Here is a 15,025-nt window from a genome sequence, read left to right on the forward strand (position 1 = left end):
GTAAACTTTTCAATTATTTGTATGGTGACGGAGAGCGACCGAAGATAGAGATATGATTACAAATACTGTCCAAGCTAAAGCTTGGACAGTATTATAATTTTTAAAGTAAATATTAAAAACCTGAAGGACAGAAGAGATTAACTACTCATGTTTAGGGTTTAAAGCAGTTTTAAAAAAATCAACTCATATATCTGTTTATTGTGATTAAAATTGAAATAAATTAAGGGTTGCCTTTCATGTTATCGATTGAACGTAGATAATATTGATTTAAAGATTAAGATCAGTATACTTATCCATAATTTCACCGGTCACAAAACTTTTAAGAGCAATTATTTTATTCTCTTTATTAATATATTCTACTTCCACAAAAAATTTGAAAAGTGCGTAAACAGCAAAACGAGAATTCCCCGCTATTACCATATCTAAAAAATCTCCCTGGGTAAATAATAAATCGTATTGCTCATGATCTGATAATAGTTTATATTGGTAAAGCGTCAAAACCTTCATAATCAAAAATCTATTAAAAGTAAAAATAATGAAGCAATTTAATATCTGTTACTATTAGCGAAATTTTCTAATATTAATTCAAATTCAAGAGTGTAATGATTAGGTTATAATAATTTATTTCTTCATATATTCCTGCCATTGTACAATCAGGTATTTATCTTTGCCTGATTTTTTTAAATCTAAAAAACCATAATCATAAACAAAGAAGTACACATCCCCTCTTGAATTTTTCCAGTAATGACTGAAAAAATCGGGATTAAAACCATCGTTTAAAAGTGCTGTTTTTCGCACCGTAGTATACCCCTTGTAATTGTAAGTTTTTAATATTTTTCGGTTCAATTTCAATTGACGATCCACTTCAAAATAAAAAGCCTCTTTTTTCTGTCGCATTTCATATTGATGTATCGACTTACATTTTGTTGAACAAAATTTCTTATCGGTTCTTCCGACAATAACAGATTCACAAACTGGACACTTTTTCATACGAATATCTTTAAGCGTATATTATGCGACTAATATACGCTTTACATCAATATTTTCTGGTAATATTGAAAATGGATTATTTTAGAAACATCAGCCTCTACCATTTAATGATCGGTAAACAAAAGATGATAGGGATTAAATTTCAACCCGATAAGGTCATCCATGGACTTATTAAAAGTCTGGACAACCCCAAATGGAGCGACCATTTTAAGATGGTCTATCTACCCAATACCAAGGCAAACCGCTCCCAGATATTCATTACCTTTAAAGGGGTCGCATGGATCAACTATAACAGGTTTTATAACAATCGCCCTTCCACAACAGGAGCTGCCCAAATAGATAGTTCCTGGTTTCGTAACCGTGATATACCGGGAGGTTACCGCCGTTGCCCAGAAAATTATCTTTTAAAACTGGAGCTTAAAAGGTACTCTGTTAGTACTATTAAAACATATGTCACTTTCTTTGAAAAGTTTATTAATCACTATTCACAGCGGGATATAGACAGTCTGGATGAATGTGAGATTAGATTGTTCCTGCAAAGTTTGATACAGGAGAATAAGTCCAATTCCTACATCAACCAGGCTATAAATGCCATCAAATTTAATTATGAAGTGGTCTGTGGGATGCCTAACCGGTTTTATGATATGGAGCGCCCCAGACGGGAACACAGACTACCCCAAGTTATTTCTAGAGAGGAAATATTTGCGATCATCGAAAACACTAATAATATCAAACACCGCTGTATTGTAGAACTCCTGTATAGTAGCGGTCTGCGCCGATCAGAACTTTTAAACCTGAAGCTTCAAGATATAGACAGTAAGCGCATGCTTATTAAAATTAAAGCAGGTAAAGGCAACAAAGACAGGTTTACTATTTTATCTGAGAAATGCCTTGCCCATTTACGACAGTATTACAGAAAATGGAAACCGGAAATCTACCTTTTTGAAGGGCAACCGGGAAAACAATATAGCGGAGCGAGTGTACTAAAGGTGGTCAAAAACGCCTCTAGCAAGGCCAAACTGAACAAAAATATAAGTCCGCACATCCTGCGCCACAGCTTTGCTACCCACCTTTTGGAATCTGGCGTGGATCTTAGAAAGATACAGGTTTTACTAGGGCATGGTTCTACTAAAACCACTGAAATTTACACCCATGTAGCTACGAATACTTTTAAATCAATTAAAAATCCTTTAGATTAGTCATCGCTAAAAAAGAAATAAACGTACCGGTACGTTTATACATACGTTGTGTGCAATTAAAACACAGCAGTCGGAATAAGCCGAAAAAAGACTGAAAACGGAAGTAGGCAAAACAGAAAAATAAAAATTTATGGCACTTTTCAGAATTACAGTAAAACAAAACAATTATTCAAATGGAATTAGACTTGAAAAAGGTATGACAGTTGACGTTTCTTCAAGATATTCTAATCCAGTAACAACAAATGGAGGACACGAAGTTATTGACGCGTTTCAAAGAATGTATGGAATTGACATAAAGAAGAACGGTGGACTTTCAACAGTTTATCTTGACGTGAAAAAAATTAACTAAATGAAATCACGACCAAATCTTTTTGATTATGCAACTTCTGAGCTTTCTCAAGATGCTTTTTTGACTTGGTTAATTCAATGGGCAGATAAAGACTATCGAGAAATTGATAGTTCTTTAAATGCTTGTGCAATTTCCTTTGTTCAAGAACTTTTAGGCAAAGACAAATCCTATTCAATTGAAACCATAGAAGCAGGAAGACAATGGAACAACATTGACGTTTGGGCTTTAGTGAATAACAAATATTTTCTTGTAATAGAAGATAAAAAAGGGACTAAAGAGCATTCAGACCAACTCAACAGATATTCTGAACTCTCTAAAAAGCATTACGAAAAATCAGACATTGAGATAAAGCTCGTTTACTTCAAAATGGAAGAACAAGGAAAATACTGCGATATTAAAGAAGCAGGTTTTTCACCTTTCCAAAGAAGTAAAATGCTTTCTATTCTTACAGACTATTTCAACTCGACTGAACAAGCAAAACAAAACGACATAGTTGTGGACTATTACAAGAACCTTGACAACTTGGACAAGAAAATCAAAAGCTACCTGACTAGACCTTTGAATGAATGGTATTGGCATTCTTGGCAAGGTTTCTACTCTGAACTTCAAAAACACATTGGCGGAAATTGGGAATATGTTGCAAATGCAGCAGGTGGTTTTCTCGGCTTTTGGTGGAATTGGAATTACTCGAAAGTTGACGGAAAAGAATTTGAATATTATCTACAATTAGAACAAGACAAATTTGTGTTCAAACTCTATGCGTACAATGAAAATGAGCGTAGAGAAGTCAGAGATTTGTATCGCAGACATTTGTATAAAAAGGCAAAAGAGTTGAATATTAGTATTTCTCAATTTGGTCGTTTAGGAGCATATATGGGAGTTGCTAAATTGAACTCTGAGTACCGACTTACAAACGAAAACGGACTTTTGGATTTTCAAGCCACAGTTGAGAATTTAAAAGGACTAATGAAACTTATAAACGAAACCAAAAAAGAAATAACTGCACACAACACCGTGTATAGTTAATGGCGGTTAAGTACTAAATTGTAACGCTTTTCATTTGAGTAAAACAAGTGCAAAACCGAAAGTAAAGTGCTTTGAAATCCGCCACTAACCATACACAAACCGTTGTAAGCAATTAAAACAAACATCCTGCTAACCGAATATTCCATATCAGAAATAATAACCTCAGTCCCAGAAGAAAATATTTTCTACATTGGAACATTTGAGGGAACAGAGGGAGCTGACGTAGATTGGCCTCACAGACACGATTTTTATTCACTTGTTTGGTTTACCAAAAGTTCAGGAATAAACGTAATCGACTTTGAGGAATACAAAATCATTCCCAACAGAATTTTTCTAATGCAACCCAAACAGGTTCATAATTGGTCATATTCAAATGAATCAAAAGGCTACACTTTGGTTTTCGATAAACATTTTATAAACCAATTTCCGTTAGAAATAATGAATATTCCGTTTTTTGACCTAAAACCAAATAACATCCAACTTCTAAAACCAATATTTGAAAATTTAATTGAAGAATCGAAACTAAACGACAACTTGGGAGAAAAATCGATTGTTTCGGGAGTTAATTATTTGTTGCTTCACTTAACTAGAATGGCAAACGATTTAAAGAAAAATATAAAACCCAAGCCAACAACGACATTAGAATTCTCGAAATTGGTGGGCACCACCATTTCTCAAAACCTTACGGTAAAAGATTATGCTGACCAACTTCATCTAACAGTCGAAAAACTCAATGAACTCTGCAAAGAAAATTATGGACAAAACCCAAAAAATATTATTTTAGAGAAAAAGATAACCGAAGCAAAACGACTTCTGTATTTCACAGATTTGTCAATCAAGGAAATTGCTTTCCAATTAGGTTTTGAAGATAGTTCTTACTTCTCGCGAATTTTTAAACTAAAGACCAACCTTTCACCTTCGGACTTCAAAAGTACCCGATAAACCTTCAAAAGTCCTACACCTTAACACTACTGTCATTCTATTTTTGCAAAAAACAATTTTAGAATGGAAACAAACAACATTAAAATCGTAAAAGATTATTTCGATAAATTTCTCTCAGGCAAAAAAGAAGAGGCTTTTAAGCTATTAGACGATAAAATTACTTGGACTGTCAAAGGCTCAGATAATGTGCCTACCGTAGGCTTACGAAAAGGGAAAAAAGAGGTAGAGGATTTTTTTCAAAAATTTCAAAACACCTTTGAACCTCAAGAGTTTAATATCAACCATTACTTTAGCGATGGAGATTTGGTTTTTGCAATCGGTAATTTCACCCATTACATTAAAGAAAACCAAAGGTTAGTCAGTAGCGATTGGCTTATAGAATTTGGTCTTATAGATGGAAAAATAACATCGTATAAAATTTTGGAAGATTCCTATGCACTGTATTTAGCATTTAAAAAGTAATTCTATGTCTTATTTTAAAACGGAACTATGTAATTATTTTTTTCAAGAAAAAGGTGCTGGAAAAACATTGATTTTTGCTCACGGATTGTTTGTTGACCAGACCATTTTTTCACATCAGTTTGAACATTTAAGTAAAAGTTACCATTGTATTTCTTTCGATATGCCTGGTCACGGCAAATCCTCTTTTGGAGAGAATGGATGGACATTAGACGAAATTGCAAACGATTTTTATGAATTCATCACAGTCAATAATATTAAAAAACCAATATTAATTGGGCAATCTCAAGGAGGAATGGTCTTTATGCGATTAGCTACAAAATTTCCAGACTTAGTAGGTGGATTGGTATTAATAGGTACTTCGGCAAAAGCAGAATACAAAGATAGATTGCCTTTTTGGAAAGAAGTAATTCAAATTTTGAATTCTAAAGATGAAACAAACATTAGTAGCCTACTAAAACAAATCCAAAAAAACGTGGTGTCGGAATATTTTTTGAAAAACTTTCCTTCTCAAGCCATTCAGGAATTAAGAATGATGCAGAGCCATCATCCAGTTGGTCTGAAATTAGCCACAGAAGCTGCTACTTTAAACCGAACGGACATTTCTGCAGAAATTCATAGAATAAAATGCAAAACTTTAATTGTCTGTGGAAAAGATGACCACGCCACGCCTTTAGACCTTTCTGAAATGATGAAAACAGAAATTAAGCAGGCTCAATTTGAAATAATTGACAATGCATCTCATCATATTCCGATAGAAACACCAGAAACGTTAACGGATTCAATTTCAAAATTCGTCATAAATATTTGAGATGAAACAATTAACAATTTTAGTAATCCTATTCCTTGCAATCAAAGGGTCTGGACAAACAGAAAAACAAGTAAAAATGGACACTACAAAAACAGAACGTTTCAACAAAGGTTGGGATAAATTAAAAGAAATTGACGGACAAGCAGGAGTGAACGTTATTGAAAGCCTAAAAGATGTATCGCCTGATTTAGCAAAATACACCATCGAATACCCTTTTGGAGATGTTTACAGTAGAGATATTTTAGACAATCGAACAAAAGAAATTGCAGTCGTTGCGGCTTTAGCAGCAATGGGAAACGTAGAACCACAATTGAAAGTACATATTAACGCTGCCCTAAACGTTGGAGTAACTTCCGAGGAGATTTCTGAAATTATGATATTAATGTCGGTCTATGCTGGTTTTCCTTCAGCATTGAATGGGACTTTGGCGCTGAAAGATGTGCTAAAAGAACGAGCATCGCAGGATTAACTGCTTACAACAACGTATATAGCTCATAGCTAATTAGTTACAAACCCAAAGTTAGTGCATATTTGCCAAATCGCCAAATTTTTGAATTTGGCTTTTTGCGTTTATAAGATAAAAAGAAAATACAAAAATTTGGCTTGTGCTAAACCGAAAAGTCCGTACCTTTTTACTCGCTACGAGCCATATACAAGACTGTTACCAACAAGCTGAGAAACTATTGAAAAATTCGATTTTCCTAATAATTTTTATAACATTTCAAGTTCACTCATATGGACAAAATCTTGACGGACTTTATATCTGGAGCGGAGAAATAAAAGGACCGAAAACCGATTACGGAATTGTGGAGATAAAAATAGATAGCGATTCGACATACACCCAAACGGACTTTTCAGGTTATAAAGCTGACTTTGACGACCGAGAAAACAAATGGAACCGCATTGTTCGGAGTGGAAAAATTAAAAAAGATGGTGGATTTTATCTTCTGACTGAAATTGGCAATCGAAAAAATTGGCATCTGGTCAAAATCCGCAGAAATAAATTAGTTATTTACGGATACAAAAAAAAGAGAAATGGAAAACTGAAAAAAGTGAAAGGAATAGAACTAAAAAAAGCCAGTTGGTAACAAAACCTATAAACAATACGCGCTTCGGGCTTAAACCAATGGTTTATGTATTTTTATAATGTCCGCAAAATCTTTTGGATTTTGCTCTGGACAGTAAAATATATCAAAAACAATAAGATTTTGCTACTTGCGTGGCAGAAAGCAAGCGCTAGTTTGCTCCCGTACTGTTCATAGCTAAACCGTTATACGCAATGAAAAACATGACTTCAGAAATAACGCTTGACAATGTGGAAGAATTTTGTGTTCCATTTGAATCCCATCCCTTAAAATGGAAATTTGAAGATGAAGATGGATTTATTTCTGATGAGTTTAAGGATCAAATTGTACCATTGGAAACAAAAGCTGCCAAATTTCTTTGGAATTTTGAAAGTACCCAAAGACAGCTTGGTAACATCCCAAAAATGGAACAGCATTACAAAAAGACTTTAGAATTTTATAGTGGTGCTTCATCTAATCAAGAAGTTAAAAAATGGCTATATACTTTAGGGGTTCCATTTGATCAGAAAGTATTCTGGATTGATCAACCACAATGGGGATTTATTTTGACTTGGAAAATGATCATTAAATATTCAGATGACTTATTCTTTGGTTCTGATGCCATTATTTGGGATAGATCTCTGAATTGGTGTTTAAATTATGATCACAATGACATGTTTTATTTTGGGAAAGATCGAATTGATAATGCTGATATAAGGTCTGAAGAAATATCAGAAAATAATGATATGATGAAGGCATTGATCCTTAAACATCAGAAAAAATAGGACGCGTATAACATCGCCTATACTTCATGCCGAAAGTGTTATATTCGAGAGGTCGGCACGAAAGTATAGCCGCAAACCGTTGTGCATAATTATGAAGAACATCCAAATTTTAATAATTTTTCTATTTTCAGTTGGTGTTTATGCACAAAACACAAGCAAAATAAATGCGGATTTAAAACTATCTGACTCTCTGACTTTGGATTCTGAAATCCGAATCTATGCTGGTGGCGGAATAACAAATTATTCTTCCCTTTTTAGAATGTACAAGGACAAATCGGACAAATGGAAAGCGGAATTTTACCAGCATTACGCAAAGGTTTCTGGACAAGCAGAACTGCAGACTGAAAAGCAAACTCTAAAATCGAAAAATGATATGGAGTATGTTTGGAATAGTATTTTACGAACCAATGTTCAATTCCTTCCAAATATGTCTGAAATAAAATATAAAATGAGAGAACGTGGAAATGTTGAGCTTGTTGATGGTGAATATCAGCTAACGTGGCGAGCTAAAGAGATTATGGATGGAGTTGGTTATAAAGTTCAAATCAAAGCAAATAAAAAATTACACGAAGTTGATTATGGGAATCCAGAAAGCTATTTAAAATATTATCCGGACGTAGATGAATTAATATATTTCAATGAACTTTTAGATACAATAAAAAAAGAATTTGGAATTTGGAAAGAATAACAATGCACAACACCGGCTATAGTTCATTGCTTTTGACTTTCCTCTCCGAAAGTACTCGTAAATTTGCTATCTTCGGTTTATGTCGGAAAATCCTCGCGGATTTTCACGCAACGAAACCATAGCCAAACACGTTGCCAACAATACATAACACTTTCAATATTATACTATTAGTTTAGTTTTCAAAAATAATTATCAACAATCTCACTGATCTTTAAGTGGCTGATTTAAAGACAACTAAATCTACAACTAATTGTTTATTCCTTTTTTAATCTATTCTTATTAACAACAAAAAATTTCTTGTTTGTTTTTTATGTTTGTTTTTTAATATTTAGTTGTATCTTTGAAAACAGATAAATGATTAATATGGATACTAAAGAGTTTTTAAATAGAAGAATATCAGAGGTCGAAAAAGAGCTTAGTAGTCTTAGAGCTGCGTTATCAGCTTACGAAAGATCAAGTTCTAAATCTAATATTAATTCAGAGTATGATACAGATTTACAAGAAGTATCAAATGAAAAGTATGATGGAACTTGGATAGAAAATATTTTAACAGTTATAAAGAATAAAAATAGATTTCTTCACAATACCGAAATAGCTAATGAACTATATAGCTCATATGCTGATAAGGATAAAAAATCTGTAAAGAGAAGAATATCAGCTGTTTTGTCTTCTGCATTATCAAAGGGAGAAATTGACAGTTTAACAAATCATCGTTTCTCTAATTCTATTAAAGATACAGTTTGGGGTAAAAAAGAATGGTTGGACGAACAGGGACAAATAAAAAAAGAATATATGTATACATCAAAAGAAAATAATAAAAACAACAAGACTTTTGATTTTTAAAAAATAAAGGATACTCTGAACAGTATCCTTTATACGGAATTGGAAAGTCCAATTCTTTAATTTCACTAACTTAAACTCATTTTAAAATGGCAAAAGTTGTTAGAAGAGTGATTACGGTTCGACCAAAAATCACAATCACTCGTACTGTGAGAATTACAACTAGAACAACTAGAAAGTAATTCAATTAAAGGGCGGAGATAAAATCTTCGCCTTTTTCTTTGACAAAAATAGTATATTTTATCGATTATATTACAGGAACTGGTGGTATTTTTATGAGGCGTTTAATTAATGTGAAAGGAATAATTTCCATAGATTAACTACATTTATGCTAAAAAAGTACTGTTGGCAACACGCACAACATATATAACAAATAGCCAAATCTTTTCTAAATCGTAAATTTTGGTATATTTGGTTAGTCGCCAAATCTTTTGATTTGGCTTTTTGAACTAAAATTAAAAATCAAAACACAAAAGTTTTGGCTTGTGACGAATCGAAAATAAATCATTTTTGCTCGCTACTTGCCATATATAAACACGTTGTGAGCAATATGAGAAAAACGCTATCGATACTAATTTCACTTCTGATTTTATCTTGTGACAAGTCGGAAAACAAAACGATTGACTACGGAGCGTTTGAAATAACAGTTCCGAAAAGTTGGTCAGAATATAAAATAAAAGGAATTGACAGCTATGTTAGCGGATTGATAACAGACAAAAACGACACGCTGATTTTTGATTTAGGTTGGTACTCACCTGATTTGACTAAAAACCCAGAGGTGTTGGTATTTGAGCAATCTGAATATGCAGAATTTAGTGACAAGCAAAAAAAGCAATTAGAAAATGTAAAGCATTTAGTTATTGAGGACTTTCTAACCGCTGAATATGACGCAAAAGATTACTTTAAGTACGAATACGAATTGGACAGTATTGACTGCTTTATAGCTAAATTTATAAAGCCAAAAAATAAAGGATATGGAGTAAGTGGAATTTACATTGACAGCTTAAAAGGCGGTGGACCGAATTCTAACAAAACTAGTTTGAGTTTTTATGGAAATAATCTATCTGACTCAACGCAAACTGAATTTTTTAAGGCATTAAAAAGCATAAAACTGACTGAATATTGTGAATAAAATACTGCTCACAACAATGGTAACTGTTGCACAAGCCTATATTTCTAAAAAAAGAGAATTATCCTGATTTTTCGTAATAGATAAGTTATTGTTATTCAAATTTATCGTATTCTTTAAAACTACTTTTATTTCGAATTTTGATTCAAAAAGAACTTGTGCAACAGGCACAATGTATAACCGCAATTACGGCGGATTCGACTTCGTCCGAATCCACTCGGAATTGCTAAGCCAGTTCTAAACCGAAAATTAACGCATATTAACCCGTAACTGACGGTTATACGAGACCGTTGTGCTTAATTCTGCCCCGTCCTGAATAAAGGCTACATAATTTTAAATATTATGTATCTTTTTACTCCAGATTTTTTACCCACTCAGTGGATGGTTGATTTATATGAAGATGACGATATTCGTAAAGATGTTTATTTTCTGAATGATACTATAGTGATGAGTAGTATTACTTATACAGATTTATTTATGGTAAATAAATATCCAGGTAATCCAGATTTATGGACAGGTGCAAATACTAACTACCAGCAAGCTCCAAAAGTTTTTAGGATTGCTGAAATGTATTTAATATCTGCGGAAGCTGCATTGAGCATTTCAGAGTCTCAGGCTTTAGCTCCTTTGAATGAACTACGTCAAGCTAGAGGTTTAAGTGCTGTAGATGCGTCAGGAAGCGCTTTAGTTGATGCGGTAAGAGAAGAACGTACTCGTGAACTGGCGTTTGAAGGTTTTAGGTTAGATGATTTACGTAGATGGGATTTAGGTTTTACTAGAAGAGATCCACAGAATACAGATCCTCTTCAACCTGGAGCGAACTATTATACTAAATCAGTTGAAGCTAGTAATCCTAAGTTTATATGGGGTGTTCCTACTAATGATATACTTATTAATCCTGGTTTAGCCGGCGAGCAAAATCCTGGATGGTAATATTATTCAAGAAAGTTTAAAGCTTCAAAAAACCACCCAATCTTGGGTGGTTTTTCTTTTTAGTAAGATATTTGCCTTAAGACTTATCCACTTCTTAAATTTTTTAGAGAAAAAAATTGTTCTTTAATTGATTACGTATTTCTTTAAAGAAAATAAATAACTACTCTGTTATGTAATATTTTATTGGTAAAGTGTAATATTATTAAATAAGTCAGGTTTAGATTTTAAGCAGACTACTATAAGACTTTTTCTAAGTAAATTGTAGAAAAATGTTTTGAGACCGAAGCGATCTTATTTAAAGGAATAGTTTTTTTAAGTTATACCTTGGTTATTTTCATATTTATCTCGAAACGTTTTTTTGAGCAAGTTTTTCATGCAAGTAGTTTTCAGAAATCTTCCGATAATATGACAAGAAAAAGGGCAGTGCCGGAGTCGATGGACAGAGTTTACAGAATTTTAGGGAGAACCTCTCTGGAAATTTGTATAAAATCTGGAACCGTATGACCTCAGGCAGTTATTTTCCGCCTGTTGTAAAGGAAGTTCGTATAACCAAGAAAACAGGAGGCTTTCGCAGTCTCGGAATTCCTACGGTATCGGATCGCATTGCGCAACAGGTGATTAAAAGTTACTTAGAACCCAAGGTGGAAAGCAGTTTTCATCAGAATAGTTATGGATACAGACCCAGGAAAAGTGCGCATCAGGCACTGGAGAAAACAGTGTCCAGATGTGGTTATTACAGTTGGGTGGTAGACCTTGATATTCGTGGATTCTTTGATAACATTGACCATACCCTACTGATGAAGGCAGTAGAAAGGTATACAAAAGAGAAATGGGTGTTGATGTATATTGGAAGGTGGTTGAAAACAGGAGTATCCAGAGAAGGTGAAATCACCGATAGAATAAAAGGTACTCCTCAAGGCGGCGTCATTAGTCCGCTACTTGCCAATATATTTCTTCACTTTGCATTCGATAAATGGATGCAAATCCATCACTCCAATATGCCTTTCGAACGATATTGCGACGATGCCATCATACATTGCACATCAGAGAAACAAGCATATTTCATTAGAGAGGCTGTTTCTAAACGGATGAAAGCTTGTAAGTTGGAACTCAATAGTGAGAAAACTCACATTGTGTATTGCAAGAATCACGTGCACAGCGAAAGTCACAAGAATACAAGTTTTGATTTTCTCGGTTACACGTTCCGCCCCCTCAGACGACCAACCAAAAATGGTTGGAAACTGACTTACTTTCCAGTAATGAGCCACGCCTCAAAGAAAGAAGCAAGGCGAAGACTTAAGAAGGTTGTCAATAGAAAGTTTCGGGGATCCATCCAAGAACTGGCACAGATAATCAACCCTATGATAAGGGGCTGGTATCAATATTTTTGCAAGTATTCGAAATGGACAACCCGTGGACTATGGTATTGGTTAAACAGGAAAATAGTTAGATGGATTAGGAGGTACAGAAAGCGCAGTAGAGTGCAAGCTCGAAAATGGCTAAAAAATGTGTACAAGACTAACCCACAATTGTTTGAGCATTGGAAACCTGTCTTAGATATAAAACCTTACTAATTGTACCGTTAATCTGGAAGCGCCGTATGATGGGAGACTATCACGTACGGTGCTGTGAGAGACTTGGGGTGAAATTCCCCTTGTCTACTCGACCCCATAAAAGTGATGGATAAAAACAAAAAGGGCACCACCCATCAGGGCTATTACTGGGTGTACCATTGCCCTATAGATAAAACCGTACTCTTTGATTACCAACCCGGACGAAGTGCCCAGGCTGCCCAGCACGTATTATCTGGATTTAAAGGCTACTTGCAAAGTGACGGGTACAGCGTATATGACAAAATCGGAGCACGGGAAGGGATTACGCACCTGAACTGTTGGGCACACGCTCGAAGAGAATTTACCAAATCCCTGGATAATGATAAGCAGCGAGCTGAAATAGCCCTGACTTATATCCAAAAGCTTTATAAAGTCGAAGCCAGGGCCAGGGAAAACAACCTGGATCCCGAGCAACGAAAAGCGCTTCGCCTGGATGAATCCTTAAAGATCCTCGAGGGGTTTGGTAAATGGATGGTAGATGAATTACAGAAGAACCACATCCTACCGAAAAGTCCGATAGCAAAAGCCATACATTACACCTTGGGTAAGTGGGACAAGCTACACACCTATTTATATGATGGAATCCTGGAGATTGATACGAACCTTACTGAGAATGCCCTTAGACCCCTTACAATCGGAAGAAAAAACTACTTGTTCGCCGGGTCTCATAATGCAGCACAGCGATCGGCGTGTATTTATTCCTTTATGGCTATCTGCAAAAAGCACGACGTGAATCCGCAGGAGTGGTTAAAGCATACCCTGGAGAATATTCTCACTATCAATCATAAAAACCTCCGGGATCTGTATCCACAGAATTATAAAAAACTAAAGAATACCTAATAGATCTTCACCGCTAAGTTCTGTTATAAGTATATTCAGATTAACTTCCTAGATGTACTTGGTGGGGTGCATACTAATAAGCTATCTAATTGCAAAAATGAAAGGCACTAAACATATAAAATTTAAAAAATACTGGAATAATAAAAGAACTAATACTTATGAGAATTTAGAAACTGAAACAGCTAATAGAATTGCTGGAGGACTTTTTTTTGCAATGATTATATTATTAATTTTTATATTATAAGCCAGTGCACAATAACTAAGCGTTCGTGTGGCCGGAACGGCCTAACATGAAGATCCTGTTGATTGGCAGTTATGTGATAGGTTATTTCTTGCTGAGCATTTTAATTGTAGCCGTTAGGCGAGGGGAGTATTGAGAGTAATCCAGGTTGAGTTTTTACGCATAACTACTGGAATTTATACTTGTCTTTTAAAACAACTAAAAATGCGGTAAATTTAGTGTTCTCTAAAATAGAAATGAAGGTACCGGTAGGTTTATATTTATGTTGGGCGCAAGCTAAAAATCGAAATGGCGAAAAAAATTGGACTTTTAATATTAATCGTAATTATTTCGATAATTCTTGCTTCGATTTACGGAATTTTTCACAATCAAGTTTCTTACTCAATCTCGAATGAATATTTTACAAAATTCAAACTTGAACAATTTGGATTTGTTGCCTATCCAGATACTGTGATTATGACAATTGGAGTAGTTGGATTTTTATCGACTTGGTGGTTTGGACTTTTAATCAGATTGATAAACGGAATTGTTGGACTATTTCAACCGACTGCAAAAATAATGTGGAAGAATACTTTCGGAGCAACAATTCGGACTTTATTAATCGCAATCGGATTTGGAATGGTGGGCGTTTTGGTTGGTAAGTTTGTAATCTCAAACATAAATGCTAATTGGAATCTTCCAGCGGATTTAACCGACCGAAAAAGTTTTTTGATTGCTGGAACAATGCATAATTTTAGCTATCTCGGTGGAATAATCGGACTGATATACGGAATTAAATATCAATTAAAAATAAAAAAAGCCAATGCCCAATAACTAAGTCTTCGTGTGGTAGGAACGACCTAACATGAAGATCCTTTTTACTGCCGGTTATGTGGTTTTTAATTTTTTTAGAGCACTTTAATAGTAGCCGTTAGGCTAGGGGAGTGTTGAGAGTAACCGAGGTTGAGTTTTTACTGGTATCGATTCACAAAAGCTACTGGAATTTATACGTGTGTAGTTATAAATGCTTTTAAATCAATTAAAATTACGGTAGATTAGTGTTTTAACTAAAATGGATATAACACAACTTGTTTTGTTATCCGTACGTTGGGGGCAATTTGACAAAATCACTAATGA

General features: G+C 34.4%; 16 protein-coding genes and 2 pseudogenes. 16 read left to right on the top strand and 2 right to left on the bottom strand.

All coding sequences use genetic code 11. The features are described from left to right. Positions 1-267 precede the first annotated feature (267 nt). Together ZPR_RS06160 and ZPR_RS06165 are read right to left on the bottom strand one after the other, a co-directional pair. Complete coding sequence (locus ZPR_RS06160; protein ID WP_013070778.1) at positions 268-507, bottom strand: hypothetical protein; 240 nt, start codon at positions 505-507, stop codon at positions 268-270. Positions 508-621: 114 nt separating this feature from the next. Further along, positions 622-990: a hypothetical protein gene (locus ZPR_RS06165; protein WP_041578722.1), complete on the bottom strand. Its 369-nt coding sequence runs from the start codon at positions 988-990 to the stop codon at positions 622-624. A gap of 71 nt (positions 991-1,061) precedes the next feature. Between ZPR_RS06165 and xerA the strand changes: the two genes are divergently transcribed. The 16 genes and pseudogenes from xerA (at position 1,062) to ZPR_RS06245 (ending at position 14,722) form a co-directional block, all read left to right on the top strand. Next, on the top strand, positions 1,062-2,189 hold the full coding sequence (gene xerA, locus ZPR_RS06170; RefSeq protein ID WP_013070780.1) for a site-specific tyrosine recombinase/integron integrase: 1,128 nt from the start codon (positions 1,062-1,064) through the stop codon (positions 2,187-2,189). A 130-nt stretch (positions 2,190-2,319) separates the two neighbouring features. Continuing rightward, positions 2,320-2,538 carry a DUF6140 family protein gene (locus ZPR_RS06175; protein ID WP_041578723.1) on the top strand — a complete coding sequence of 73 codons (219 nt, stop codon included), beginning with the start codon at positions 2,320-2,322 and terminating at the stop codon, positions 2,536-2,538. Next, a complete protein-coding gene (locus ZPR_RS06180) occupies positions 2,539-3,564 on the top strand; it encodes a PD-(D/E)XK nuclease family protein (protein WP_013070781.1) in 1,026 nt (341 codons plus the stop codon). It abuts the gene before it with no gap. Between the two features lie 189 nt (positions 3,565-3,753). Then, positions 3,754-4,506: an AraC family transcriptional regulator gene (locus ZPR_RS06185; protein WP_262507685.1), complete on the top strand. Its 753-nt coding sequence runs from the start codon at positions 3,754-3,756 to the stop codon at positions 4,504-4,506. Between the two features lie 63 nt (positions 4,507-4,569). Continuing rightward, entirely contained in the window at positions 4,570-4,968 is a 399-nt protein-coding gene (locus ZPR_RS06190) for a nuclear transport factor 2 family protein (RefSeq protein WP_013070784.1), read from the top strand. 4 nt (positions 4,969-4,972) lie between these two features. Beyond that, entirely contained in the window at positions 4,973-5,776 is an 804-nt protein-coding gene (locus tag ZPR_RS06195) for an alpha/beta fold hydrolase (RefSeq protein WP_013070785.1), read from the top strand. Between the two features lies 1 nt (position 5,777). Continuing rightward, positions 5,778-6,245: a carboxymuconolactone decarboxylase family protein gene (locus tag ZPR_RS06200; protein WP_201765802.1), complete on the top strand. Its 468-nt coding sequence runs from the start codon at positions 5,778-5,780 to the stop codon at positions 6,243-6,245. A 136-nt stretch (positions 6,246-6,381) separates the two neighbouring features. Continuing rightward, a complete protein-coding gene (locus ZPR_RS06205) occupies positions 6,382-6,864 on the top strand; it encodes a hypothetical protein (protein ID WP_148211661.1) in 483 nt (160 codons plus the stop codon). 191 nt (positions 6,865-7,055) lie between these two features. After that, the gene (locus ZPR_RS06210; protein WP_041578725.1) at positions 7,056-7,625 is read left to right on the top strand and encodes a hypothetical protein; all 570 of its coding nucleotides are present in this window, start codon (positions 7,056-7,058) and stop codon (positions 7,623-7,625) included. A gap of 91 nt (positions 7,626-7,716) precedes the next feature. Then, the gene (locus tag ZPR_RS06215) at positions 7,717-8,313 is read left to right on the top strand and encodes a hypothetical protein (RefSeq protein ID WP_041578726.1); all 597 of its coding nucleotides are present in this window, start codon (positions 7,717-7,719) and stop codon (positions 8,311-8,313) included. A 363-nt stretch (positions 8,314-8,676) separates the two neighbouring features. After that, positions 8,677-9,156: a hypothetical protein gene (locus tag ZPR_RS06220; RefSeq protein WP_013070788.1), complete on the top strand. Its 480-nt coding sequence runs from the start codon at positions 8,677-8,679 to the stop codon at positions 9,154-9,156. A gap of 547 nt (positions 9,157-9,703) precedes the next feature. Beyond that, positions 9,704-10,285 (top strand): hypothetical protein, encoded by a 582-nt coding sequence (locus tag ZPR_RS06225; protein ID WP_041578728.1) that lies wholly within the window; start codon positions 9,704-9,706, stop codon positions 10,283-10,285. 339 nt (positions 10,286-10,624) lie between these two features. Then, positions 10,625-11,215 (top strand): RagB/SusD family nutrient uptake outer membrane protein, encoded by a 591-nt coding sequence (locus ZPR_RS06230; RefSeq protein ID WP_013070790.1) that lies wholly within the window; start codon positions 10,625-10,627, stop codon positions 11,213-11,215. A 422-nt stretch (positions 11,216-11,637) separates the two neighbouring features. Beyond that, positions 11,638-12,789 (top strand): annotated as a pseudogene (gene ltrA / locus ZPR_RS06235) (group II intron reverse transcriptase/maturase); the annotation flags it as partial. 93 nt (positions 12,790-12,882) lie between these two features. Beyond that, positions 12,883-13,668: pseudogene (gene tnpC / locus ZPR_RS06240) on the top strand (IS66 family transposase); the annotation flags it as partial. Positions 13,669-14,197: 529 nt separating this feature from the next. Further along, on the top strand, positions 14,198-14,722 hold the full coding sequence (locus ZPR_RS06245; protein WP_013070794.1) for a hypothetical protein: 525 nt from the start codon (positions 14,198-14,200) through the stop codon (positions 14,720-14,722). Positions 14,723-15,025 lie beyond the last annotated feature (303 nt).

The organism is Zunongwangia profunda SM-A87 (genome assembly GCF_000023465.1).
Classification (GTDB): domain Bacteria; phylum Bacteroidota; class Bacteroidia; order Flavobacteriales; family Flavobacteriaceae; genus Zunongwangia; species Zunongwangia profunda.

Coding starts and splice junctions, on each gene's coding strand:
- ZPR_RS06160 (WP_013070778.1), bottom strand. CDS start 507: ATGAAGGTTTTGACGCTTTACCAATATAAACTATTATCAGATCATGAG.
- ZPR_RS06220 (WP_013070788.1), top strand. CDS start 8,677: ATGGATACTAAAGAGTTTTTAAATAGAAGAATATCAGAGGTCGAAAAA.
- ZPR_RS06180 (WP_013070781.1), top strand. CDS start 2,539: ATGAAATCACGACCAAATCTTTTTGATTATGCAACTTCTGAGCTTTCT.
- xerA (WP_013070780.1), top strand. CDS start 1,062: ATGGATTATTTTAGAAACATCAGCCTCTACCATTTAATGATCGGTAAA.
- ZPR_RS06245 (WP_013070794.1), top strand. CDS start 14,198: ATGGCGAAAAAAATTGGACTTTTAATATTAATCGTAATTATTTCGATA.
- ZPR_RS06215 (WP_041578726.1), top strand. CDS start 7,717: ATGAAGAACATCCAAATTTTAATAATTTTTCTATTTTCAGTTGGTGTT.
- ZPR_RS06200 (WP_201765802.1), top strand. CDS start 5,778: ATGAAACAATTAACAATTTTAGTAATCCTATTCCTTGCAATCAAAGGG.
- ZPR_RS06225 (WP_041578728.1), top strand. CDS start 9,704: ATGAGAAAAACGCTATCGATACTAATTTCACTTCTGATTTTATCTTGT.
- ZPR_RS06175 (WP_041578723.1), top strand. CDS start 2,320: ATGGCACTTTTCAGAATTACAGTAAAACAAAACAATTATTCAAATGGA.
- ZPR_RS06190 (WP_013070784.1), top strand. CDS start 4,570: ATGGAAACAAACAACATTAAAATCGTAAAAGATTATTTCGATAAATTT.
- ZPR_RS06210 (WP_041578725.1), top strand. CDS start 7,056: ATGAAAAACATGACTTCAGAAATAACGCTTGACAATGTGGAAGAATTT.
- ZPR_RS06165 (WP_041578722.1), bottom strand. CDS start 990: ATGAAAAAGTGTCCAGTTTGTGAATCTGTTATTGTCGGAAGAACCGAT.
- ZPR_RS06230 (WP_013070790.1), top strand. CDS start 10,625: ATGTATCTTTTTACTCCAGATTTTTTACCCACTCAGTGGATGGTTGAT.
- ZPR_RS06195 (WP_013070785.1), top strand. CDS start 4,973: ATGTCTTATTTTAAAACGGAACTATGTAATTATTTTTTTCAAGAAAAA.